Here is a 25,655-nt window from a genome sequence, read left to right on the forward strand (position 1 = left end):
ACTCATAATTAAAAAAGAAAACCTCGTTTAATTGCTTAAACGAGGTTTTATCTTTTTAGTTCAAAAAAGATTATTTTTTTGATTCTTCGATAGAAACTTTTCTGAATTCTTTTAAAAGTTTTTCAATTTCTAAAGTTGCTTTACGAGCTCTAGGTCCAGCAGCTTTAACTCCTTTTTCAGTTAATGATTCAGCCTCTGCTTTGAATGTGTCGATTTCGGCGTTGATTTTTACTAATAGATCTTTCATGCTTATACTTGTTAAATTAAGGCGCAAAAATAAAAGTTTGCTTGAAAGATAACGCAACTTTAGTGTTAAAATTATCACTCATTTTATCCCGAAAGTTAATATTTGATTAACTGATCTTCTTCATCATTCATTATCAATTCATTACGAAAATAACTTTTTTTAAGAAAATTTCATCTTATCGCTTAGTAATCACCGTATAATGGCAATTTTCAGACATTTTTTATAGTACAAATTATGCTCAAAAGTCAATACAACGGTAAACTCTTACAACTATCTGCTTCTGCAAACTAATCGACCAATTGTTTGTTTACATAGACGTTTTTAAATATTACACCGCTTATTAAACTTTTGTCGATACTTGTTTTAACGGTTTCAATGTTTAAGTTTTCGAAGGTAAAATTGGATAAACGGACATTCGGATCATTTTCAACTCCGTAAAAAGTCTCACACTTTAAATCTATATTTTTTAAGGTGATATTGTCTCCGTAAGAAAGCGGAATATCTTTTCGTCCTTTTAAATCAAAAAATTGTTTCCATGCAAAAACGGCCAAACCTGTTTTTGTTTCTCCTTTAATATCTTCAACTCTTATGTACTCATAGCGCTGTGGTGTATCCGGACGCATTTTAAGCCATAACATTCTTGATGCGCCATCTATTTTACAATTGCGCATAATTACATTTCTGTTGTGAATTGATTCGCTTCCGTTTGTTAAAGAAGAATGACAGAATCCAAAATTACAGTCTTCTATGATTATATTCGCATTTGGTCCGTTATTTTTATCCTGATCTGCATACGGTCCTTTTCCTCCTTTTAAGGCAATAGCATCATCATTTACAGACAGATAACAGCCTTTTACTAAAAAATTAGTGCAAATATCAATATCGATCGCATCGGTACTTGGTGCTTTTAGGCCAATATGCGGTGAAAATATATACAAATCGAGCATTTTTACATTATTGCATTTGTAAAAATGATTTGTCCAAAAACCTGAATTAATGAGTTTTACATCTTGTAATTGTACATTGTTTGAATTCCATATAAAAACTAATCTTGGTCTTGAAACTTCAAGATTAGTACATTTTGGGTTTTCTTTTCGTCTTTGCCAGAATGCTTCCCAATATTTTTTACCGTTTCCGTTGATGGTTCCTTTTCCAGAAATCGAAAAATTATCAACTCCGTAAGCGTTTACCAAAGCTGGAAAATAATCCAGATTTTGCCCTTCCATTCTCGATGGCATTATCGGAAAATCAGCAATATTATCTGAGCCTTTTAAAACTCCTCCTTCTGAAACGTACAAAGCTGTTTTTGGTTTAAAAAATAAAGCTCCGCTTAAATAAACTCCTTTTGGAATCACAATTACGCCTCCGCCATTTGCAGCTGCTTTGTCAATTACTTTTTGAATTGCTGTGGTTTGAATTTTGGTACTGTCTTTACTTACGCCAAAATCTGTGATGGCGTATTGCTTGCCTAAATCTTTTAGCTGCAGCTTGGTATAATCTTTAAACCAATTTGAAATTGTTGTTCCGTCCGGGAATTTATCGTTTGCGTAATTTTGGGATAATGACACTTGTGTGAAAGCGAAAATGCCAATTATAGAGATTAGGATTTTTTTCATTTTTTGGTTAGTGTTAGTTTAGTTGTTTTTTGCCTATGCGAAGAACGAAGCAATGACATACTTTGTGATTATTTATCTTTGTCAAAGTTTAAAACTTTGACAAAGATTTGCGTAATGTTATCGAATATTACTTTACCTCAACTTTAATTTTCGCTGACAATTGCTTCGCCAAATCTGTAACGTAGCTGGTAAAATAAGCTGAATCTTTAAAGTTTTTATCTGCACTTAATTCCCATCCGGCGATTGGGTAATAACTAATTTGCTGATTGTTTTTTACGTTTAATTTTATTAGATAGGAATCTGTTAATTGTCCGCTTTTTGGTGCTTCGATATATCCTTTATAAACATCTTTCGGAATAATTATGGCTGTTCCTAAAATCCATTGGCGATCGTAGGTTAGTTTATCATGCTGTATAAAACACACAAAATCTCCTGAATCAATTACTTGCAATGGGTTTTTATTGTTTAGGTTAGAAAGTGTTATTAGCAACGTTTCGTTTCCTTTTAAACCATCTAAAGAAACAGTGTTTTTATAACCATACATTCCCGGCCATATCGAAGAAGTTTCTTGTGCGTCGTAATTATTTCCGTCTATTTTCCAGTTCTGGTAATTATAGCCCAAAAGGGAGTTTACCGGACCTTCGCTCACGATTTTGAAAGTCGTTTTTTCGATATTGTTTACAGTGTCATTGGCGATAATTCCGAGTCTGTTGATTTTATCCTCTTTTAATAAAGCAAAACCACCTAATCCTGCCGAATTTCCAACGGGAAAAATATCTCTTCCCCAATCGTACATCACGTGATAATTGTCTTCAACGGCACCTTTGCTGTTTATACCAACATCTTCCTGAGTAATTCCCGGCAATTTTTTCCCGAAAACGTCTTTAGAATTTCTTCCGTCTAAATAATGCCTAAAGCCTACTTTGTCGTTTTCCCAGGTTGGTCCGTCGGTTTGGTATTTTTGATATCCTAATTTTTTATGTACCTGATTTGCCATCAAAACTTCTTGTGTATCTGGATGAACCGGCATGTCTTTCCCTTCTCTTTTTCCAAAACGAACACTTGTTTTTATAAGGAATTTAGGATCTGTTTTCGACCATTTTAGTTCTAGGGTTTTGCTTTCGTTTGGAGAAAAATCAGCAACTAAAAATAATTCATCCCATTTTCCATCTCCATCCAGATCATTTACCTGCGCCGGAATTGTATCTTTTTTATAAATCAAAATTGGATATTGGCTTGCTGCATCTTTAATAGAAAGCTGATTTCTTTTGATTGAAATTGCTTTCTGAGACAATTCAATTTTTGAAGAATTCTTTAAAACAATTTTGTTTCCGGTTGCTTTTTGCTGTGCATTACTACTTGCAAAAATTACTATGGTTATTACCAGGGATAGATAGAATTTACTTTTCATTTTTTTGTTTGTTTATGCTGTTTGTTTGTGGTAACAATTTAGTCATTTTATACTATTTTAAAAATAAAAGCCGAAGCTGTTTCGTATTTTCCACCTTGTGAAGCGGTAAATAAATAGGTTGCTTTTCCATTTTGAAACAATAATTGCGGACGTTCCACACGGCCGTATCGGTTTAAATGTTTTGGTGCTTCGGGTTGTTTTATATATTTATCTAATGGCTGATAGGCTATTGAAGGATCGCTCCAGTGGATGCCATCATCAGAATCCATATAAAGTCCGTGATCGATGCCAAAAACGCCCATATCCCTGGCTAACATTTTAAATTTCTTGTTTTCATACCATACAAAAGCATCTTCGCATTGCTGGTTATTTCCTAGTTTAGAAAAATCAATTAGTGGATTATGTTGATACTTAACATAAGGTCCTTCTAAAGATTTTGAAATTGCCAACCCGTATTTTCTGTTTCCCTTGATTTCAAATTTTGGATGCACATAATTTTCTGTATCCAATGATTTATAATACAGCCAATATTCACCGTTTGGATGTTTTAAAAAAGATGGGTTTGTGGTTAAAAGATCGTCCCATTCTCCTTTTCCTCCCGGTAACAATAAAGGTTTATCTGGTCTTTTCCACGGGCCGTAAAGTGAATCTGAAGTTGCTAAACCAATGCGTTTGGTATCCATTTTTCCGTTAGAATTTCCCATAAAAAATAAGGCGTATTTTCCATCCACAAAATGAATACTTGGATTATGACAGGTTGTGGCATCCCAAAATCCTTCCCCACGCGGTGCCAAAATGGTGCTTATATATTCGTACGGTCCTTCGGGTTTATCGGCAACGGCATGCGCAATTTCTGAGCTATTGATCCAGCCGCTCATTCCTTTTGATTTTTTCCACCTTGAAAAAAATACATGGATTTTTCCATCCGGACCTTCTATCGGGCTGTTGCACCAAACATAATAATCTTCAAATTCGAGTGCACGACCAACTGGCCGAAGTCTTTTTTCAAAATCTGAAAGTTTTGGATCTTCCGAAAAAATATTGCTTCTGACGGGAAATGGCAAACATAAAGCCATTAACGCGAGGGAATTTCCGATTATAAATTTTCTTCTGTTCATTTTTAGATTTCAGATTTTAGACTTTAGATTTTAGGTTTATTACGCTGATTTGACAGATTAAGCAGATTTATATTAATCTTTTTAATCCTTTAATCTGTGGCTATATTTTATTTCTTCTCAACATTATTAACCCAATCATCTGTTCTGAAAGGCGATGCGGGCAGGTTTTCATTATTGAATAAATTTGGTTCGGGAACTGCTTTCCATGCAAAACGAACGGCTGCTGGATTTTTTACTTTTGATGAAGAAACTACAATTGTTTTTCCCTCAATTTTGGCGTCGGCGGGATAAAAAATTTGATCTTCTCCGGCGATTTCAAATTCTTTTAAAGTTTCGCCTTCTTTCTTCAAACCTGAATCGGCATAATCAAAAAACAACTGCACTTTTTGTTTCTTGATTTTCATATGATTGTAAATTGGTCCTGAATACACCAATTTAGCTTCGTTGTAGGTTTTGGCCCGAGCCAATAAAGCAAGGCGATGCCCAACGGTTTGTTTGTCTATTGGGTGAATGTTGTTTGCGTCACCAACGTCTGTGGTAACAGCCATTCCGCTATTTGGTATCGTTTTTAAAGAAAATAATTGTGCTTCGCGAATGTCGGGAGTTTGTCCTTTATGAGGTGTAATTTGTACATAATAAAAAGGGAAATCTCCTTGTTTCCAATCGTCTCGCCAGTTTTTTACCATTGCCGGAAAAAGTGTTCGGTATAAATTTGCCTGACCGGAATTGCTTTCGCCCTGATACCAAATTACACCTTTCATTGTATAATTAATTAAAGGGTATAACATCGCATTATAAAGCACATAAGAAGTTTTATTGGCTTCTTTTTTTGGCTTTTTTAATTCCAGTTTCGGAGCATTTGCAGCACTTGCTATTTGTTGGTTTATAGAAGCTAAATAATAAGCTTCGAGTTTTTCCTGATACAATTTTTCATTTTTAGCATCTTGCTGTAATATCGGCAAAAAGGAAATGTCTTTTTCCAACACATTTTGAGACGTCCAGGCTTCTGCTTTTGTTCCTCCCCATGAAGTGGAAATTAATCCTATTGGAACGTTTAGTTTTTGATACAATTCTCTTCCGAAGAAATAAGCCACTGCAGAAAATGTATTGATGCTTTCGGGCGAACATTGTTTCCATGAGCCAACTACCTCATCAAGAGGTTTTGGTGAGGCATTGATTAAAACCGTAAATAATCTGATATTGGGGAATGAGGCATTTTTAACTTCTTCCTGATAATTTTTAACTCCGGTTTTCCAGGTTCCTTCTTCTTTTCCCACGGGAAAATACATATTTGATTGTCCGGAACAGATCCAGACTTCGCCAATTAAAATATTATTAAGTACAATTTTGTTATTTGCGTTTATGGTAATTGTGTATCCTTTTTGGCTTCCACCTGGTGTATCAACGGTTACTTTCCATTTTCCATCGGCGTTTGCTGCCGTTTCTATTGCCGCATCTGACCATCCTAACTGAATGTTTATTTTTTCGTTTGGAGACGCCCATCCCCATAAATTAACTTTTGCATTTTGCTGCAAAACCATATTATCACTTACTAAAGAAGGTAGTTTGACCTGAGCTGTAAGGGAAAATTTCGCACTAAAAATCAATAAAAATAAAAGAAGCTTTTTTAAGTAAATCATCGGCATTGCGTTATTAAATCCTGAACTTTAAATTTAAAATAATTAAACACAAAAAGCATCCTGTGCTTTCCTGTTTATTTAGCATTAGAAAAATGCAAAAAAGCTGTCAAAAGAGACAGCTTTTTTCAAAAAAAACAAAATATAAAAAAAAATTGGGGGCAAAGTTTTTTTAGTCGTAACCTATATTCTGGTCATAAAGTCCCGGAACGGCAAGTATTTCAGATAACGGAATTGGGTAGATTAAAGCATTATTATCTATTGTTCTTATTTTTCCATCTGTATCTTCAACTGCTTTCCAGGCGTTCATGATTTCTACTGCTTTTCCTGATCTGATTAAATCGAACCATCTGTTTCCTTCAGAGAAAAATTCTTTTCTTCTTTCTGCAAACAATTCATCTAAGGTAATATTTGCAGCATTTGCCGTTACACCTGCTCTTGTTCTAACCTGATTTACAATGGCATCAACATCGGCCTGCGAGCCTCCGCCACCGTGAAGCGTACATTCGGCCATCATCATTAATACATCTGTATAGCGAATTACCATAAAGTCTACACCCCAGTCTTCACGACCGTTTCCATATCTTGTTGGATCAATATATTTTTTGAAAACCGGTAGTGTGTAACTTCCTTTATATGTTCCTGAAGCTACTGTATAACTTGTTGCTATACCAAAAGTTTTTCTTTTATCGTTTGCTGCAAACATGTTTAAGAACTCGGTAGAAATTTCTTTGGCTTCTAATGATCCCTGTGCTGATAAATTGAAAGAAGCAAAATAAGGTTCATAGCCTAGTTCGACCATGAAATTACCTCCTACACTAAGCGGTAAACTTTGAGTGTACGGAATAGTTAAAACATTTTCTTTGTTTGCATTTCCTTCTACTTTAAAAATAGCATCATAATCTGCTCCAAAAACGTATAAACCACTTGTTTTTATATCATTTAATTGCTGATAGGCTTTATCCCATTCGTTTAAGCCTAGTGTAGCGCCATCAATTCCGTAGGTTGGACTTGAGCGTGTCATGTAAACAAGGCCTAATAATGCTTTTGCTCCGTATTTAGAAACTCTTCCGTAGTTTGCAGCATCGTATGACGGAGGAAGATCAGGAATAGCCTGTTCAAGATCTGAGATTATAAAATCATAAACTTCTGTTACCGGAGTTCTTGGTATTTTGGCAGCTTCGGGAGCTGTCAATGTTCTTTCGATTAAAGGAACACGACCAAACCATCTGATTAAATCAAAATAACAAAATGCTCTTAGAAAACGGGCTTCGGCAGCCATTGCTGTTTTATCTGCAGGATTTGTAAAAATCTGATCTCCTTTTTCTGCAATTTTTTCAAGCAACTGATTTGCTTTATTTATCGCATTATAATTGCTTGTATACGCTTCTTTTATGTATGAATTTGAACTAATGTTGGTGTAAAAACTATTAATTCCTTCCCACTCTCTTGATGCGGTTGTAGTGGCATATAAATTATCGGATCTGGTTTCGCTTAAATTTAAAACCCTGTTGGCATAACCATAAGTTCCGGCACCATGAAAAGCTACAGAATAAGTTGCATTTCTGGCCTGTACGAAATCGCCCGGAGTAGCATAAAAATTCTCTATTGTTCCTTGAGACAAAGGCAACTGAGTCAATTCATCATTGCAAGAGGTAAAGGCAAATAATGCCAAAGCACTTGCAGCTAAATAAATATATTTTTTCATTTTCTTTTAATTAAAATTAATGTTAAGACCTAAAACAAGTGACTTTGCAAGAGGTGCTCCTCCATAATCTACCGGTACAGAAAAATCACTATTTGAACTTGCAGATGTATTTACGGCTTCCGGGTTGAAACCAACTTTGTATTTGTTCCAGTTGAACCAGTTTTCTGCGGTAATATAAAGTCTTGCATTGTCAATTCTGCTAAGGCTTTTTACAGCTTCTCTTAAGTTAAAACCTATTGAAATACTTCTGATACTTACATAATCTGATTTATACATCCAGTCAGAGTTTGCCTGATATCCAAATGAAGTTCTCCAGTTTCCTCTTACGGCCGGGTCAACGTCTAAAGAATTTTCTACAGATCCCATTCCGGTACGGTCAATGGCTCTTCCTGTCAATCCATAAACTGATCCTCCATTTTGTCCTTGTACCAAAATATTTAAATCAACATCTTTATATTTAAAAGTATTGGTGATTCCCCAAGTGTATTTTGGTGTTGGATTACCTAAATCTACACGATCTTCTGAGTTGATTTTTTTATCTCCGTTCTGGTCAATATATCTCGGATCTCCAAGAACTAGTTTGTTTCCTCCAATTGTAGTTCCGCCTCCATCAATATCAGCCTGCGTTACTACACCATTTTGCTGTAATCCGAAAATGGTATACATTGGTTTACCAACTTCTAATTTTATAAACGGAACTCCTCCATCAAACGAATTACTGATTTCAATTTTAGACTGATCCGGACCTAAAGCCAGGACTTTATTTTCGTTATGACTTATGTTTGCAGATGTTCTCCATTCGAAATTATTTGTTTTTACGTTTAAAGAGTTTATCTCAAATTCCCATCCCTGATTTTGGACTTCTCCAACATTGGTTAAATAACTTGTAAATCCGGTTGCTCCAACAATTGGAACTCTTAAAAGCAATTCGCTGTTGTTTTTTCTATATACTTCGAAAGTTCCTGAAAGTCTGTTTTTTATAAATCCGAAATCTATACCTGCATCAACGCTTCGTGATTCTTCCCAGTGTAAAGAAGGATTAGCAATAGATGATGCACCCTGACCAATTGCAGCTGCTCCGCCAATTGAATAATTATACGAGGCAAGAGTAGCATATGAAGCATAACTTCCAATATTATTACTTCCGTTAATACCTGTACTGGCTCTTAATTTCAAATCACTAAGCCAATCAACATCTTTCAAAAATTCTTCTTGTTTTACCCTCCAACCCAATGAAAGAGAAGGAAATACTCCCCATTGTCTGTCTGATCCAAATTTTGAAGAACCATCACGTCTGATACTGGCAGAAATCAGGTATTTTTCTTTGTAGTTGTATTGTAATCTGGCAAAATAAGAAAGCAATGTACTTTTTTCTGCATTTGTAGAACCTAATGATCCTGTTGGCAATGTTTCTACAGTAGAACTGTTGTAAAGTGCTCCTGATGACAAAGTAGATCTCATGATTTCATACGAGCTGAAAGACTGTCCTAAAAGCAAATTAAAATTATGATTTCCGATAGACTGATCGTAGTTTAAAGTATTTTCATTTACTAAATTTTGTCTTCTGTACGTATTGTAGGCTCCTCTAATACTTGCCTGAACATCGTTTGGTGTATAACTTTCATTGGTATTATCTGAGTTGTCAAAATTGATTGTGCTTTTAAACGTAAATCCTTTTGCAAATTGATAACTGGCATAAGTAGAAATCAAGGTTCTGTACATAGAGTTTTTTCCTGTTCTTGCCAACGCATTTAGCATATTGGTTGTACTGCTTCCCCAGGCATATCTTGTGGTGTATTTTTCTCCGGCAGCATTTGATGCACTTTCAAAAACAGGAGTCGCAGTAAGGGCTTTAAACAATGTATTGTCTTTACCTTCAACACCCGGATCATTTTTTACAGAATATGAAGGTGCTATATTGATTCCCATTTTAAAAGTATCTGATAGCTTAACATCAACGTTTGCTCTGGCAGAAAATAAAGTATAATCAGTACCTACGATATATCCTGTATTTTTTTGATAATTGGCAGATACGTAATAATTTACGGCTTCTGTCGCTCCCGAAACAGATAATTGATAGTTGCTAAATTCTCCTGTGCGGAAAACTTTATCCTGCCAATCGATATAATCTAACCCAGGATGTCCCGGCATATCCCATCTGTCATCATACAAATAGGTGAAGTATCTTGAATTTGCAGTTGTAAGCGGAGCGGTTGGGTTTACTGCATTATAAGCTGCAATACGCTGCGCCGTGTTTTGACTCGCTGATGCACCTGCAATACCAGAACCAACCCATTGTGAATCGATCATGGTTTTGGCTCTGCCAATCCATTCTTCTGACGATAACATATCTACTCTGTTGGCTTCTTTATTAACCCCTCCGTAAGTGTTAAACGTAAATTTTGGTTTTCCTATTTTACCTCTTTTTGTGGTAATTAATACAACTCCGTTTGAGGCTCTTGATCCGTAGATTGCTGCTGCTGCGGCATCTTTTAATACTTCGATCGAAGCCACATCATTTGGGTTCATATTATCGAGCGGACTACCACTTGAAAAACCTCCGTTGCTGTTTGATCCCTCGGTATAAATTGGAAATCCATCTACCACATACAGCGGTTCGTTTCCTGCCGTGATAGAACCTGCTCCACGAATTTCGATACTAAAAGGCTGTCCCGGCAAACCTGTAGTTTGCTTAACACGAACTCCGGCTACCTGCCCTACTAATCCCTGATCGATTCTTGAAATAGGCCTTTCGGTAAAATTCTCTGTTTTAATACCCGAAATCGCTCCGGTTGTTAATTTTTTCTTTTGAGTTCCGTATCCAATAACTACAACTTCATTTAAATTTGAACTTTCAGTATCTAAAACAATGTTGTAAGTATTTGAAGGTCCAATTTTTACTTCTTTGGTTACAAAACCTATGAAAGAAAAAACCAGCGTTTCTCCTTCTGAAACCTTAACACTGTATTTACCATCAAAATCGGTACTGGCCGCTCTTTTTGTACCTTTTACAAATACATTGGCTCCCGGTACCGAGAGTTTGGACGGATCTGTAACTGTTCCTGTAACCACTTTTTCTTGCGCATAACCCACAGAATGGAATAATCCAAACAGGGCTATAATCAGCAATAGATTAAAATTATTTTTCATAAAAAGTTTAATTTGGTTAATTAATTAGTTTAACCAAATTTATTTAGAAGGGAATCGCACAGCATCCTGTAGTATCCTGCTAACTATCAATATCTTATATTTTTATTTGTATTTTATTTAACAAAAAAGCAATATAAGTAACTGATTTACAATACGAAAAATATAAATATCATATTAAAAATTTTATGCATTTATTTTTTTTAAATCCGTATTGAAATTCGTATAAATATAAATTATGATAAAAATATTAGCCAATTTTAAGATTATTTCATATTTCAAACAGGACGCTACAGGATGGCAATTTCAAGAAGGACTTTTACTTTTACTTTATTGGATAATCATCTTTTGAATCTTAAATAATGAGACTAATCAAAACCTATTTTTTTATATTTTTTTGCTTCGTATTGAGTTTTCATTCTTTTGCACAGAAAAAGTCTGAATCTCCCTGGCCAAATTCCAGCAATATCAATCAGCCATGGGCACGTTGGTGGTGGATGGGAAGTGCGGTTGATAAGCCAAATTTGAAGAAAAGTCTTTTAGATTTTCATAATGCCGGAATTGGTGGTGTAGAAATAACTCCCATTTATGGCGTAAAAGGAGAAGAAAATAATTTTATAGATTATCTGTCTCCAAAATGGTTAGAAATGCTGGATTATACCATTCAGATTTCAGACAGTCTTCATATGCAGGTAGATATGGTTTTAGGAACCGGCTGGCCTTATGGCGGATCTCATGTTACACTGCAAAATGCCGCAACTAAACTAATTATCGAAAAATATCAGCTTAAAAAAAATGAAACTATTGACAAGAATATAGCACTCGAAAACACAAAAGAAAAAATACCTACCGAGCTTTTGTATGTTGTCGCTTATGGAAATGACGGAAGTTATGTAAACTTAACAGATTTGTTAAAAGATAAAAATTCAAAAGTAAACGACAAAGGAATTGAAGGAAATCCTGTTTCGCTGCAGAATCCGCTAAAACCAAATAAATTAAAATGGAAAGCTGTTAAAACAGATTATACAATATATGCTGTTTTTAGCGGTAAAACCGGTCAACAGGTTAAAAGAGCGGCTCCAGGAGGAAGCGGTTATACCTTAGATCATTATTCTGAGGAAGCTTTAAACGCTTATGTTGTTCCTTTTAATACAGCTTTTAAAGGTCGTGAAGGAAAAATAAGAGCTATTTTTAATGATAGTTATGAAGTTTACGGAACCGATTTTACTCCGAAATTCTTTGAGGAATTTAAAACTTTAAGAGGTTATGATTTAAAACAACAAATGCCTCTTTTACTAAACGAAACCGATAACGAAATTGGTAACCGAATAAGAAGTGATTACAAACAAACGATTGCCGATTTATTACTCAATAAATTTGACAAACCATGGACAGCATGGGCAAATTCCAAAAACTTTAAAACAAAACTGCAGGCGCACGGTTCTCCCGGAAACCTGATCGATTTGTACGCTTCGGCAGATATTCCTGAATGTGAAACTTTTGGTTCTATGCCTTTTGATATTCCGGGTTTTAGACGCGAGAAAGATGACATCCGCGAAGGCGATGCTGATCCGGTCATGCTAAAATTCTCTTCATCGGCGGCACATATTTCAGGAAAAAATCTGGTTTCGTCTGAGACTTTTACATGGTTGAGAGAACATTTTAAAACGGCTTTGTCACAATGCAAACCAGAAGCGGAAGATTTGATGCTAAACGGCGTGAATCATATTTTTCTACACGGTTCTACTTATTCGCCAACAAGAGCTGCATGGCCGGGCTGGCAATTTTATGCTTCGGTAAATTTTAATGCCAATAATAGTATTTGGGAAGATGCTCCTGCCCTTTTTTCTTACATTTCGAATTGTCAATCGTTATTGCAACAGGGAAAACCAGATAATGAAATTTTGCTTTACTGGCCTATTTTTGATGTTTGGGATAAATACCAAAAAGGCAATTTATTTTTTCAATTTAAAATACATTCGTTATCAGAATGGTTATATGGAACATCTTTTTATGATACTACAAAAAGCCTTTTGAAAAAAGGATATGGAGTTGATTTTATATCGGATAACTTTATTAATGAAGCAAAGGTTATTGAAGGAAAGATCAGTTTGCCGGGTGGAACTTTTAAGTCATTAATTATTCCGTCCTGTAAAAAAATGCCACTTGCCACTTTACAAAAATTAATAGCCTTAAAAAAACAAGGTGCAATTATTATTTTTGAAGGATTACCGGAATCTGTTCCCGGATTTAATGATTATAAAAAACAGGAACAAGAACTTCAAAATCTTTTAAAAAAGAATAATGAATTTGTAAAACCGGTTTCGGATATTTTTATTGCTTTAGAAAATGCAAAAATACAGCCGGAAACACTTGTAAATTCTGGTTTAAAATTCATAAGAAGAGATGTTGACGGAGAAAAAATCTATTATTTGGTAAACCATACTCCTAAAACAGTTGATGAATTTATTCCGTTACAAATTGGAAATAAAGAAGTTATTATTCTGGATCCATTAACGAAAGAAGCTGGAAATACAATTGTAAAAAAATCCAATACGAATACTTTAGTAAAAATTAAAATTGAACCGGGACAATCTTATTTTTTAAAAACAGAAAATACGGCTTCTCAAAAAAAATGGAATTATTATAAACCTGTAACTGAAGCTATTTCTTTAAAAGGAAACTGGAAAATTAACTTTGACAAAGGCGGACCAAAATTACCAACAAGCGCAACAATTTCAACTCTGGAATCCTGGACAAAATTAAGTCCGGATGCTGAAGCTTTTTCGGGATCTGCAACTTACTCTTTGGAATTTGAAAATCCGAATAATAAAATAGAAAACTGGAGTTTGAATTTAGGAGATGTGCGCGAAAGTGCAAAAGTCTGGCTTAATGATGAATTTATCGGAACCGCATGGTCTGTTCCTTACAAGCTGAATATCAAAAATTTAAAATCCGGAAAAAACATTTTAAAAATACAGGTCACCAATCTTTCTGCCAACAGAATCAGGGATAAAGAACTAAAAGGCGAAGAATGGAAGATTTTTTACGAAATAAATATGGTTGATAAGGATTATAAAAAATTTGACGCCACAAAATGGAATCCAATGCCTTCGGGATTATTGGGGTCGGTTACGATTACGCCATTAAAACTACAAACTAATTAACCGAATATAAGATGAAAAAATTACTTTTAAGCTTTACGATATGCTTTTTGTATACCAATATAATAAGTGCACAACAGCCATTTGATAAAAAATTAGTACTAAAACAAATGATTTTGGCGAATGATTATTTTATGCAAAAATGGCCTGAAACCGGTAAAACTATCATTACCAACAAAGAACGCCCAAGTAACATCTGGACACGCGGTGTTTATTATGAAGGATTAATGGCATTGCATGAAATTTTTCCTAAAGATGCTTATTATGATTATGCTTATTCGTGGGCTGAATTTCATAAATGGGGATTTAATGGCGGAAACACGACTCGCAATGCTGATAATTATTGCGCTGCACAAACCTATATCGATTTATATAATTTAGAACCTGATACTAAAAAATTAAAAAATACAATTGCAAATACAAATATGCTTTTGAACACTCCACAATTAGACGATTGGTCGTGGATTGATGCGATACAGATGGGAATGCCTGTTTTTGCCAAAATGGGTGTTTTAGAAAAAGACAATCGCTATTTCGAAAAAATGTATCAAATGTATATGTACACCCGAAATAATCATGGCGATCACGGTTTGTTTAATGTAAAAGATGGTTTGTGGTGGCGTGATGCCGATTTTGATCCCCCATATAAAGAACCAAACGGCGAAGATTGTTATTGGAGCCGTGGCAATGGCTGGGTAATTGCAGCTTTGGCAAAAGTATTAACCATAATTCCTGAAAACGCGCCACACAGAGAACAATATGTAAAAGATTTAAAATTGATGGCTGCAGCATTGATTCCTATTCAAAGACCTGATGGATTCTGGAATGTAAGTTTGCATGATCCAACAAATTACGGGGGCAAAGAATTATCAGGAACAGCATTATTTGTTTATGGAATAACTTATGGCATTAACAACGGAATTTTGAAAAAGGAAACTTATTTACCTATTATTCAAAAAGCATGGAATGCCATGACTACGGAAGGTTTACAGCCAAACGGTTTTCTGGCATATTTACAATCCACAGGAAAAGAACCAAAAGATGGTCAGCCGGTAACTAATGATAAAATTCCGGATTTTGAAGATTATGGATTGGGATGTTTTTTACTCGCCGGTTCAGAAATTTATAAAATGAAATAAAAAAGTTTCATTAATTCAAAAAGCCCATTCCTTTCGGTTTGGGCATTTTTTTAGTCTTACAACTTTAGTTGCTTTTGCTTATTATTTAAGAGTAGGTAATAAATTAACCGGCATTCGCTATTACTAATTTTTTAATCGAAGTATAAGATTGATTTTTCTGTGCATAAAAATTAGAAAAACCAGATTCAGACACTTGTTGTTTAAAACCTAATGTGCTTTTAAAACTAGATTTTAAATCGTTCATGATTTCATTTCTGGTCTTTGAACCGTCTAATAGAAGCAAATCATTAAAATCTTCTAAGAAAATTAAATCTGTGTATAATTTTTTATTAAAAATACATACTAAGATATTGATTCCTTTTTTGTAAAATTTAAAAAATTCGATCAATTCAAACTTATTGTAAATGACAAGAACTATCCTGTCGAAATTTATTATTTGATCTTCTGTATGGTCTAAGGCCGTACTATCAGTAAATTCAAACTCATTACTAAATTTTCGCTTAAACATTTTCATGAAAACTTTTTTGTTGTCACATACTAAAATATTCTTCTTTCCCATCTTTATATTTTTTATTATTCTTCAATAATAAAACTGAATTAATAAGGTCTTCCGGTTTGGTTATTTAGTTTCAAATAAAATAAATAAGCAATTATTACATTTTTGTAATCTCAATTACATTACGTTCTACAAATGCAATTAATTCATTTATATTTCTGCCGTTATTAAATTTATTCGAAATGGATATGATATGATGATCATCATCTTTTACATATAAAAAGAAAAAATCTTTGGTCAGAACAGCTCTTTCTATCTGGCTCCATTTATGTGCAAAAGCTCCTGTACCTGTTGTCGATATTATTCCGTTTACATTAGATGTTAAAGTATTGCCTGCCAAGTTTATATCATTTGTAGTTCCTGCTGCGATTGCAGAAGTCAAATCTATTGCATTACTTACAACACCATTAATAGTTGAAGTTATGGTATTGCCTGATGTATCTAAAATATTTGTATTAATAATCGGAACTGCTGTTCCCGTTATTCCATTTACTATGGTGCTTAAATCATTTGCAAAACTCGTATTAGAGACCGTTGTCGCCGAATTAATAGCGTTAGGAGTCAATAATGTTCCTCCATCTGTTCCAACTGTCAATATATTATCTGCATCATTACTTCTTAAAATAGCGGTCTGGCTATCTGCATTTTCATTAGTATAAGTAATGATCCCTGTAATGGGATCTTGTAACATATTGGTCGTTGTTTCTCCTTCATTAATAACAGAAGTTAAATCTATTGTATTACTGGCAATTCCGTTTATAGTTGCAGTTAAAGAATTACCAGATGCAGTCAAAACATTGGTATTAATTATCGGAATTGCTGTTCCTATTACTCCATTTACAGTGGTACTTAAATCATTTCCGGAACTTGTGTTAGAAACTGTTGTAGCTGAAGTAATTGCAGAAGGAGTCAATAATGCTCCACCATCTGTTCCAACTGTTATAATATTTGCTGCATCTGTACTTCTAACTTGTGAAATAAAAGCTGTCCCAGCTTCATTATTATAAGTGATCGCTCCTGATGTCAGATTTTGAGATAAGGTAGTAACGGTTTCCTGATCTTGTATAACATTAGTTAGTTCCGTTACAAAAGTAGGATCATTTAATATCGTCGATGCATTGCTTATAACATCATCAATAACATCAATTGTTGATGTAATATTATCCTCATTGGTATAAACATACTGCCCGTTGTTTAGAGGATTTTTATCTAAAGTAGTAAGGGTTTCGCTTGCTTTAATAATTGAGGTAATATCAATAACCTGCGTAGTTCCCGTATTGTCAACATAACTAAACTGATTGGTCGTCGAATCAAAAGTCACATTTCCTTCTGTATTATTTGAAATTTGCTCCAAAATATTCGTTACCGTCGGATCATTAAAAATAGACGATGCATTGGTGATAACATCCCCAACAACATCAATGTTCACATCTGTCCCTATTTCATTTTTATACGTATAAGATCCTGCTCCGTTATTGGTAAGGGTGGTCAGGGTTTCGCTTGCTTTAATGATTGTGGTAATGTCTACAACCTGGGTAGTTCCCGTATTATCAACATAACTAAACTGATTGGTCGTAGAATCAAAAGTCACATTCCCTTCTGTATTATTTGAAATTTGCTCCAGAATATTCGTTACCGCCGGATCATTAAAAATGGAAGATGCATTGGTGATAACATCCCCAACAACATCAATGTTGACATCTGTCCCTATTTCATTTTTATACGTATAAGATCCTGCCCCATTATTGGTAAGGGTCGTCAGGGTTTCGCTTGCTTTAATGATTGTGGTAATATCAACAACTTGTGTAGTCCCAGTATTGTCAACATAACTAAACTGATTGGTGGTCGAATCAAAAGTCACATTCCCTTCCGTATTGTTTGAAATTTGCTCCAGAATATTGGTGACCGCAGGATCATTAAAAATGAACGATGCATTGCTGATAACATCCCCGACAACATCAATGTTGACATCTGTCCCTATTTCATTTTTATACGTATAAGAACCTGCTCCGTTATTTGTAAGGGTGGTCAGGGTTTCGCTTGCTTTAATGATTGAGGTAATATCAACAACTTGCGTAGTTCCCGTATTGTCAACATAACTAAACTGATTGGTCGTCGAATCAAAAGTTACATTTCCTTCTGTATTATTTGAAATTTGTTCGAGAATATTGGTGACCGCAGGATCATTAAAAATAGATGATGCGTTGGTGATAACATCCCCGATAATATCAATATTGACATCTGTTCCTATTTCATTTTTATAAGTATAAGAACCTGCTCCGTTATTGGTAAGGGTCGTCAGGGTTTCGCTTGCTTTAATGATTGTGGTAATATCAACAACTTGTGTAGTCCCAGTATTGTCAACATAACTAAACTGATTGGTGGTCGAATCAAAAGTCACATTCCCCTCTGTATTGTTTGAAATTTGCTCCAGAATATTGGTGACCGCAGGATCATTAAAAATAGATGATGCATTGGTAATAACATCCCCCACAACATCAATGTTCACATCTGTCCCTATTTCATTTTTATAAGTATAAGAACCTGCTCCGTTGTTGGTAAGGGTCGTCAGGGTTTCGCTTGCTTTTATGATCGAGGTAATATCGATAACCTGCGTAGTTCCCGTATTGTCAACATAACTAAATTGTTGATTAGTGGGATTATAAACAACCGTACCCGGACTTATAGTGATTTCATTTGAGATTACAACTCTATTCCATTTATTGTCATACCAATAGTAATATCCCGGTTTTATATCTGAAATAGTAGCCGTATTAAATACTAATAAGCTATTTACATTGCCAGTTACAATTGTAGTCGTATCAGTTGAACCTGTTAAGCTAATTCTGGGAATCAACAAACCTTTATCATTTGCTACAATCTCTAATTGACTAGACGCATTAGGCATTGGTGTTCCAATACCAACCTGAGAATAAGCTGTATAACTACATAAAATTAATATAACGGAGAGTAATTTATTCTTCATGAGATTCAATTATTAGGGTTATCAAACAATTTTATTACACAGAAAAAAGTTGGCAGAAAATGATACAGATGCTGATAGTTGATGCTTTACATAAAGCATCTTTAAAGCTCATCTTTGAATAAGATGTTAAACGGCGGTAATAATTTAAAAAACAAAAAAAAATCGTCGCAAATACGAAAAGACAACATGTTACTAAAATAACACATCTTAAAAATCTTAGAAAAATACAAGTGGGGAAATTGTATCTCTAATCGATATTCAATTTAATGGCGTAGATAAAATTAAGGGAGTTAAGGCCTGGGCAGGAATGAAACCATTCTTGAAGTTCAGAATTAACTTACTTTAATCATTAGTAAGTGTAAAAATAATAAATTTTAAAATACTAACAATCAAATATTTAAGTTTTTATTCATAAATAAAAACTTATAATTAATTTATTGTTCTTTTTAGTTTTCATAATCATTTTAAAGAAATGATTTAATTATAGAAAAATAAATACACATAGTCATCTTAACATGAGCAATAAGAAACAAAAAAGGAGAAGACTAAGTCTTCTCCCTTAAAAAATTTAAAATATTATTTTTTTAATATTTTAAATAAAAAAATAAACTAACCACCAAAAAAAATGAGAGCCCAAGTTCTCTCATTTTTCGAAAATTACTAAAATATTTGAAAACCCGTCAATATTTAGAAGTGCAAATATCCAAATAATTTCAAATTGCTACTAGACCTAAAAATTATTGCTATAATAAATTAAGACATTCTTTTTGTTTGTTTTAAGCATAACGTCTTCAATTTAAAACTAAAAATTAAGGTTACAAAATTATTTAATTCCTGTTTTTAGTTTTTCCAAAGATGAATCTTGTATTGTTTTAATTTGATCTACAACAATTTGAGCAATTTTCGTCGCACCTAATAAAGAAAGATGTGTATCATCGGCCTTATCCTTATCATAATAAGCCTTTTCGCCAGCTTTAAAATGTAAATGCAATTGTTTTGATTTTTCAGGACCATAAGACTGCTCCAATAATTCGGTAAGATACTCCAAATCAATAAAAGGCACTTTATATTCCTGTGCTATTAATCTGGTTTCCAAAGGATATTCTCCATGTGTGGGCACTAAAACTCCTTTTTCATTAAAATTACGTCTGGTGATAGAAGTCAGCAATATCGGAATGGCTCCTTTTTCTCTGCTCTCTTTTACAAACTTAATCAAATTGTATCTGTAGCTCGTATGCGGATTTGTAAACCTTGTAGAATCTTCTATTTTTTCATCATTATGTCCAAATTCTATAAAAACATAATCTCCTTTTTTTAATTTTTTATAAATCGAATCCCAGCGTTTTTCATTGATAAAACTTTTAGTACTTCTGCCATTTACAGCTTTATTTTCGATAACAATATTATCTTTAAAAAAAGGCTGTAAAACCTGCGCCCATCCATGCTCCGGATTACGATCCGGATCTTTTTTGTTTGCCATTGTAGAATCTCCAATGGTATAAACAGTTGTTTTTTGCGCAAAACAAATAGTAGATATTAAACAGATTATTATTAATTTATATTTCATTGTTTTGTATTATTTGAATATTAGACACTTTTAAGTAAGTCAATAAAAACCTCTGCAACTTTGAACCTTTGCCCCTTTGAACCTCAAAAAAAAAACTATTTCGCTGCAGAAGGAACAGTAGCTCTCTTGCCAATAAAAACATCGGTCATTAAAACATTTTCAGCATTTTCATTTGAAATGGCGTTTTTAGCCGATTTAATTTCAATATTTTTCAAAGATATATTTCGGATTTTTTTCTCCGGAAATCCCTGAATTACAATTCCGGATTCTGATGCTTTATTACACTTAATATTCGAAAAATGAATATTTGAAATATCAGATTGATAGCCACTTCCTTCTCCATGATAATTGGCTGTCATATACAAACAATCTTCTACCTCGTCTAATTGTATATTTCGAACAAAAATGTTTTTTATATAACCACCGCGATCTGCATTTGTTTTGATGTAAATTCCGCGTTTTAAATATCCGACCGTTTTACAATTTTCAACATACACATTCTGAATTCCGGCTGACATTTCGCTGCCTAAAACAACGCCGTGAAGTCCTTTAAAATTACAATTTCTAATTACAATATTCTGGCTTGGCGTGGCAGAATTTGCTCTTCCTTCATGATCCCTACCGGCTTTTATGGCAACATTATCATCACCATTATCAAAAGTTACATTTTCGATCAAAACATCTTTCGCGTATTCAGGATCAATACCATCGTTATTATAATTCCGCGATTTATAACTTATTCCGCGAACTGTAATGCTTTCAGATTTTAAAAGATGCAAACACCAAAATGGTGAATTTTCGATACGAACGTTCTCAACCAAAATATTTTTGCACTTAAAAAACTGAATCATTTGCGGTCGTAAAAAATAACCTTCACCAAACTTTCTGTCTTTTAAAGCAGCATTATTATGATTCATCTCGCGACTCAAATCTTTTCCCTTTGCTTCTTTAGCCTTAAAAGTTTTCCAGGTTTTGCCTCCTTCTCCATCAATTGTTCCTTCGCCGGTTATAGCGATATTATTGCATTCGTAAGCATAAATCAACGGACTGTAATTGTACAAAATGGTACCTTCCCAACTTGTTAAAACCAACGGCAAATAATCCTGAGGATTATCGCTAAACTTAATTTTTGCCCCTTTTTCAATTTTAAGATTAACGTTGCTTACAAAATGAATTGGCCCATTAATCTTATAAATTCCTTTAGGCACTATAATCGTTCCGCCATTGTTCTTTTTACACAGTGCCATGGCTTTGTCAAATGCAGCTTTATTATTTGTTACAGAATCGCCTTTCGCTCCTAATTTTGCAATATTTATTTGATACGCAGGAAAAACAGGCAATTGAATTCTGTTTACAATTGAATCGACTTTTGCAGTTGGAAATTCACTATTCTGTGCAAATGAACTTATGCAAATCAACAGAAAGATAAAATACTTTAAATTCATATTTATTATTTAATATATTGTCCACGGGTTTTAACGGATTAAACGGGTTTCCGCAGGTTTATTTTCTAAATTTCAGTGATGAAAAATCAGCGTAAGCCCGTTTAATCCGCACAATCCGCGGGCTTATTTTTATTTCGAATACCAATTAGCAATCGAATCTTTTAAAATGTTTTCGATTGTATATTTTTCAGCTTCTTTTTTAGTAAGCTGATGCGACCATGAAACCCTGTTTTTCGGCTGAAAACCTTCGCCTTTACAATTGTATTCTGCATAAAAAGCATTTTTTTCAGCATCGGGTTTAGACCAGTTTTCCCAGCCTTCGGGTTTAATATGTTTTCCCATATCACAATTTATAAAAACCGTTTTAGCATAAATTCTCCAGGGTCTTCCCAGATAAACGGCCGTGGCTTCAGGATTTGCAGTGAGTTTACAATTCTTAAAAACAAATCCAAACGGAGTTCTCTCGGGTGTTGAAGCAGCCGTAATATACGAACTTTTGATGCTTCTAATTTCACAATTTTCGAATAAAGCAGTGGCACCTCCAAAAATAAAATCGGTTGTGCCTTCGATATAACAATCCTTAAAATACTGTTTTGATTCTTTTCCTGATAAGTATAAAGTGTCCTGATTTCCTAAGATATTACAATTTGAAACTTGCGCACGATTCCCCACAACTGACAACGCAATTGCCTGTCCATTATCTCCTGAAGTATTTTTAATGGTTAAGTTGGATGCCGAAAAATCATCGCCTTCTACCAAAACAGTAGACGTGTAAAAAGTACTATTTCGACCTAAATTAATTTTCTTAAAGTTATCGTCAAAAGCAATAATCGTGTTTTCTTTGCTTTCTCCTAATAATGTCAAATGCGTATTCCACTCAGGAATACGCACTTTTTCATTATAAATTCCGTTTTTTATATTTATGATTACTTTTTCATAAGGAAAAGAAGGACTTGCGTTTATCGCATCCTGAATTTTAGTAAAATCGCCAGAACCATCTTGTGCAACGGTTATGAAATTATCTTTTTTTTTTGAAGAAGTTTCTACAGACGAAACTTTTACGCCGTTTTTAATCGCCCAGGCCGAATATTTCTTCAATACTTCTTTGGGTGCGTCAGAATACCAGGCGTAACCATTTCGTCTTTCAGATCCAATTTGATCCAAAGATTTTTTTCTAATTCCGTCACGGTCACAAAAGAAAGGCTCATTGGTTTCTAAATCCATAAATCTAGCCCAAATAGGTGCTGCATTTGTTGTCGGAATCATCTTTTTATCTATGATTTTTCCCGCATCATTTAGCACTCTTTTTTCTTCCAGATTCGTGATTTTCGTTTTTTCAAACCAATCGTGAGCGCTTTTAATCGAAGTAATAATTTCTGGTGAAGGTTTTTCGATCGACATCAAAAGCAACACAATTTTTGCCGATTCAAAACCGCTTAACGATACCAATTCAAAAGCTCTGGCATTCGCAGGAGCCAAAGTAACTTCGTCATGTTGCGCACACCAGCCTGTTAAAACACCATTTTGTTTGTATTGTGTTTTTAAAATACAATCTATTCCTTTATCAAATGATTTTTTAGTTTTTTCGACAATATCTTTTGATGGTTTTATGCTGTAATAATCAGACTCTTCGCTGATTTCTTTCATAATATTCAAAATATTTACCATCGAATTATCATTGTATGTAATGTGCGTGTAATATCCTTTTTTTAAAGGAAAAAACTGCGGCCATCCACCATTATCATATTGTGCTTCAAGCAAATAATTTAGTCCTTTTAAGAACGATACTTTATATCGTTCATCCTTAACCTGAGCATACATTTTAGACATAAAAAGCATTTCCTGACACGTTGCACCGTTGTCAGTTGTTATTTCATGCAAATCACTTTTCAGCTCAATCAGTTTTTGTTTTTCTGTTTCAGAAAGCGCATTTTGCATTTGGATATTTTTTGGCCATCCACCAATATTTCGCTGGTAAAGCAATACATTTTCTGCAATAGTTTTCGCTTCTGCTGTGGCAAACCATGATGCATCGTTTTTACGAATAACATCCGGCCAGTTTTTATAGGTGTTTTGGGCATTTAAGCCTAAACTAACAACAAACAGAAAAACCAATATTGTTTTATTTAATTGAATCATTTTCATTTTATTTAGTAATTCTAAACCAATCGACTGCAACATTTCCTGAATCGTTTGTCACTTTTTCGCTCAAGGCAAAAAGTCCAACTTTGGCACCAATCCATTTCCCTTCTTTTGATGTAAAATCGGTTCCAATGGCTTCATATTTTTTATCATCTAAGCTATAGAAAAAACTGCAAATCCCGCCTTTTTTCACTTTTACACGCAGGTAAATCGTATTGTTTTTTATTAAAACAGGAACCGTTTCTGTTTCAGAAACTTTTTTATCAAAAGTTCCCGTTTTCTGATTCAGATATAATTTCCCATTATCATTTTTAAGACATAAATAACTGTAATCTAAACCCATTATCAAAAGACCTGTTGATTCTCCATTTAAGCGTGCATTAAAAGTGAGTTTTGTTGTTGTTGTGAATTCTTCTGCAGGAAACTTTTGCAGTAATAAATTTGGTGCTTCAAATATTTTATTACTCTCTTTGATGGTTGGCACACAAAACAAATTCAGATATCCTAAACTTGTCGGAAATCCCCAGTTTATTTGGGCATTTGCCTGCCATTGCCATTGCAAACCTAATTTTGGCAAATTAAACTCATCCGATTCTGCAGGAGTTTCTATTGGATATTTCTTTCCAACATTTGGTTTCTTATAAGTCGTAACCGGTTCTCCTATTCCATTTTTGTCAAAATCCTGTCCCATAACAGGCCAGTCATTTTCCCATTTCATAGGCTGAAGATGCACAATTCTTCCATAAGCACCTTTATCCTGAAAATGTATAAACCAATCCTCACCAGTTTGTGTTTGAACCCATGCACCCTGATGTGGTCCGTTTATATTGGTTTTTCCCTGCTCTAATACTTTTTTGGTCTCATAAGGTCCAAAAACATTTTTAGATCTCAAGATGGTTTGCCATCCTGTAGGAACTCCTCCTGCCGGAGCAAAAATGTAATAATAATTGTTTCTTTTATAAAATTTTGGCCCTTCAATAGTTCCTTCACTTTCATGTCCGTCAATCACCATAACTTCGTCATTATTCGCAACCGTTCCTTCCGTATTCATGGTGCAAACTACAATCAAACTTTTAATTTTTGCACGGCTGCCCGCAAAGGCATGAACGAGATAATTTTTTCCGTCATCATCCCATAACGGACTCGGATCTATTAATCCGGAACCGGCTTTTACCAAAACAGGTTCAGACCATGGGCCTTCTGCTTTTTTGGCTTTTATCATATAAATCCCAAAATCAGGATCCGGATAATAAATATAAAATTCATTATTATGAAAAGTTATACTCGGTGCCCAAACGCCATTGCCATGCTGCACTTTATCAAAAGTTTCTACAGGAATTTGTTTAGTTAAGGCATAGCCAATAATTTTCCAGTTTACTAAATCTTTAGAATGCAAAATGGGTAATCCCGGAATGCAATTGAAAGACGATGCCGTCATATAAAAATCATCACCTACCCTAACGGCATCCGGATCTGAATAATCAGCATGAATTATTGGGTTCGTATACGTTCCATCTCCATTATCCGGCACCCAAACCTGAGCAAAATTCTCTTGTATGGAAAAAACCGATAATAATAGAAAAATGATTTTTATATTTTTCATTCTTTGGCAATTAAAAATAATTCAATAATTAGATTTTGTCATTTCGAGGAACGAGAAATCACATAACGGATTTTCGGTTCGTTGCTCTCTGGATGTGATTTCTCCTTCGTCGAAATGACACAACTTTATCTTTATTCTTGACCCTTTGTCGTTACGTGTTACTCATAAT

Annotated in this window: 15 protein-coding genes; 2 read left to right on the forward strand and 13 right to left on the reverse strand. The window is 34.2% G+C overall.

The window, feature by feature from the left end:
- Positions 1 to 70: 70 nt before the first annotated feature.
- From RT99_RS19985 to RT99_RS20015, 7 genes are all read right to left on the reverse strand, one after another.
- On the reverse strand, positions 71 to 247 hold the full coding sequence (locus tag RT99_RS19985) for a histone H1 (RefSeq protein WP_042566514.1): 177 nt from the start codon (positions 245 to 247) through the stop codon (positions 71 to 73).
- A gap of 287 nt (positions 248 to 534) precedes the next feature.
- Positions 535 to 1,863 carry a glycoside hydrolase family 28 protein gene (locus RT99_RS19990; RefSeq protein ID WP_042566515.1) on the reverse strand — a complete coding sequence of 443 codons (1,329 nt, stop codon included), beginning with the start codon at positions 1,861 to 1,863 and terminating at the stop codon, positions 535 to 537.
- 127 nt (positions 1,864 to 1,990) lie between these two features.
- A complete protein-coding gene (locus RT99_RS19995; RefSeq protein ID WP_042566516.1) occupies positions 1,991 to 3,274 on the reverse strand; it encodes a DUF4861 domain-containing protein in 1,284 nt (427 codons plus the stop codon).
- A gap of 47 nt (positions 3,275 to 3,321) precedes the next feature.
- The gene (locus tag RT99_RS20000) at positions 3,322 to 4,392 is read right to left on the reverse strand and encodes a glycoside hydrolase family protein (RefSeq protein WP_052483734.1); all 1,071 of its coding nucleotides are present in this window, start codon (positions 4,390 to 4,392) and stop codon (positions 3,322 to 3,324) included.
- Positions 4,393 to 4,499: 107 nt separating this feature from the next.
- Positions 4,500 to 6,032, reverse strand: coding sequence for a sialate O-acetylesterase (locus tag RT99_RS20005; RefSeq protein WP_052483736.1), 1,533 nt, complete (start codon positions 6,030 to 6,032; stop codon positions 4,500 to 4,502).
- A 169-nt stretch (positions 6,033 to 6,201) separates the two neighbouring features.
- Positions 6,202 to 7,737, reverse strand: coding sequence for a RagB/SusD family nutrient uptake outer membrane protein (locus RT99_RS20010; protein ID WP_042566518.1), 1,536 nt, complete (start codon positions 7,735 to 7,737; stop codon positions 6,202 to 6,204).
- A 6-nt stretch (positions 7,738 to 7,743) separates the two neighbouring features.
- A complete protein-coding gene (locus RT99_RS20015; RefSeq protein ID WP_042566519.1) occupies positions 7,744 to 10,887 on the reverse strand; it encodes a TonB-dependent receptor in 3,144 nt (1,047 codons plus the stop codon).
- Positions 10,888 to 11,246: 359 nt separating this feature from the next.
- On the opposite strand from RT99_RS20015, the gene RT99_RS20020 reads away from it, so the two are divergent.
- Positions 11,247 to 14,051 (forward strand): glycosyl hydrolase, encoded by a 2,805-nt coding sequence (locus tag RT99_RS20020; protein WP_042566520.1) that lies wholly within the window; start codon positions 11,247 to 11,249, stop codon positions 14,049 to 14,051.
- Between the two features lie 11 nt (positions 14,052 to 14,062).
- Positions 14,063 to 15,187 (forward strand): glycoside hydrolase family 88 protein, encoded by a 1,125-nt coding sequence (locus RT99_RS20025; RefSeq protein WP_042566521.1) that lies wholly within the window; start codon positions 14,063 to 14,065, stop codon positions 15,185 to 15,187.
- A gap of 103 nt (positions 15,188 to 15,290) precedes the next feature.
- Here RT99_RS20025 and RT99_RS20030 read toward each other — a convergent pair whose 3' ends face one another.
- From RT99_RS20030 to RT99_RS20055, 6 genes are all read right to left on the reverse strand, one after another.
- Complete coding sequence (locus tag RT99_RS20030; protein WP_042566522.1) at positions 15,291 to 15,746, reverse strand: hypothetical protein; 456 nt, start codon at positions 15,744 to 15,746, stop codon at positions 15,291 to 15,293.
- 94 nt (positions 15,747 to 15,840) lie between these two features.
- Positions 15,841 to 18,729 carry a YcxB family protein gene (locus tag RT99_RS20035; protein ID WP_042566523.1) on the reverse strand — a complete coding sequence of 963 codons (2,889 nt, stop codon included), beginning with the start codon at positions 18,727 to 18,729 and terminating at the stop codon, positions 15,841 to 15,843.
- 823 nt (positions 18,730 to 19,552) lie between these two features.
- Positions 19,553 to 20,296: a rhamnogalacturonan acetylesterase gene (locus tag RT99_RS20040; protein WP_042566524.1), complete on the reverse strand. Its 744-nt coding sequence runs from the start codon at positions 20,294 to 20,296 to the stop codon at positions 19,553 to 19,555.
- Positions 20,297 to 20,391: 95 nt separating this feature from the next.
- Complete coding sequence (locus RT99_RS20045) at positions 20,392 to 21,741, reverse strand: glycoside hydrolase family 28 protein (RefSeq protein ID WP_082036992.1); 1,350 nt, start codon at positions 21,739 to 21,741, stop codon at positions 20,392 to 20,394.
- Between the two features lie 129 nt (positions 21,742 to 21,870).
- On the reverse strand, positions 21,871 to 23,880 hold the full coding sequence (gene pelA / locus RT99_RS20050) for a pectate lyase (protein ID WP_042566545.1): 2,010 nt from the start codon (positions 23,878 to 23,880) through the stop codon (positions 21,871 to 21,873).
- A gap of 7 nt (positions 23,881 to 23,887) precedes the next feature.
- Positions 23,888 to 25,486 carry a glycoside hydrolase 43 family protein gene (locus RT99_RS20055; RefSeq protein WP_042566525.1) on the reverse strand — a complete coding sequence of 533 codons (1,599 nt, stop codon included), beginning with the start codon at positions 25,484 to 25,486 and terminating at the stop codon, positions 23,888 to 23,890.
- Positions 25,487 to 25,655 lie beyond the last annotated feature (169 nt).

The sequence above is a fragment of the Flavobacterium sp. MEB061 genome, assembly GCF_000834715.1.
Classification (GTDB): domain Bacteria; phylum Bacteroidota; class Bacteroidia; order Flavobacteriales; family Flavobacteriaceae; genus Flavobacterium; species Flavobacterium pectinovorum.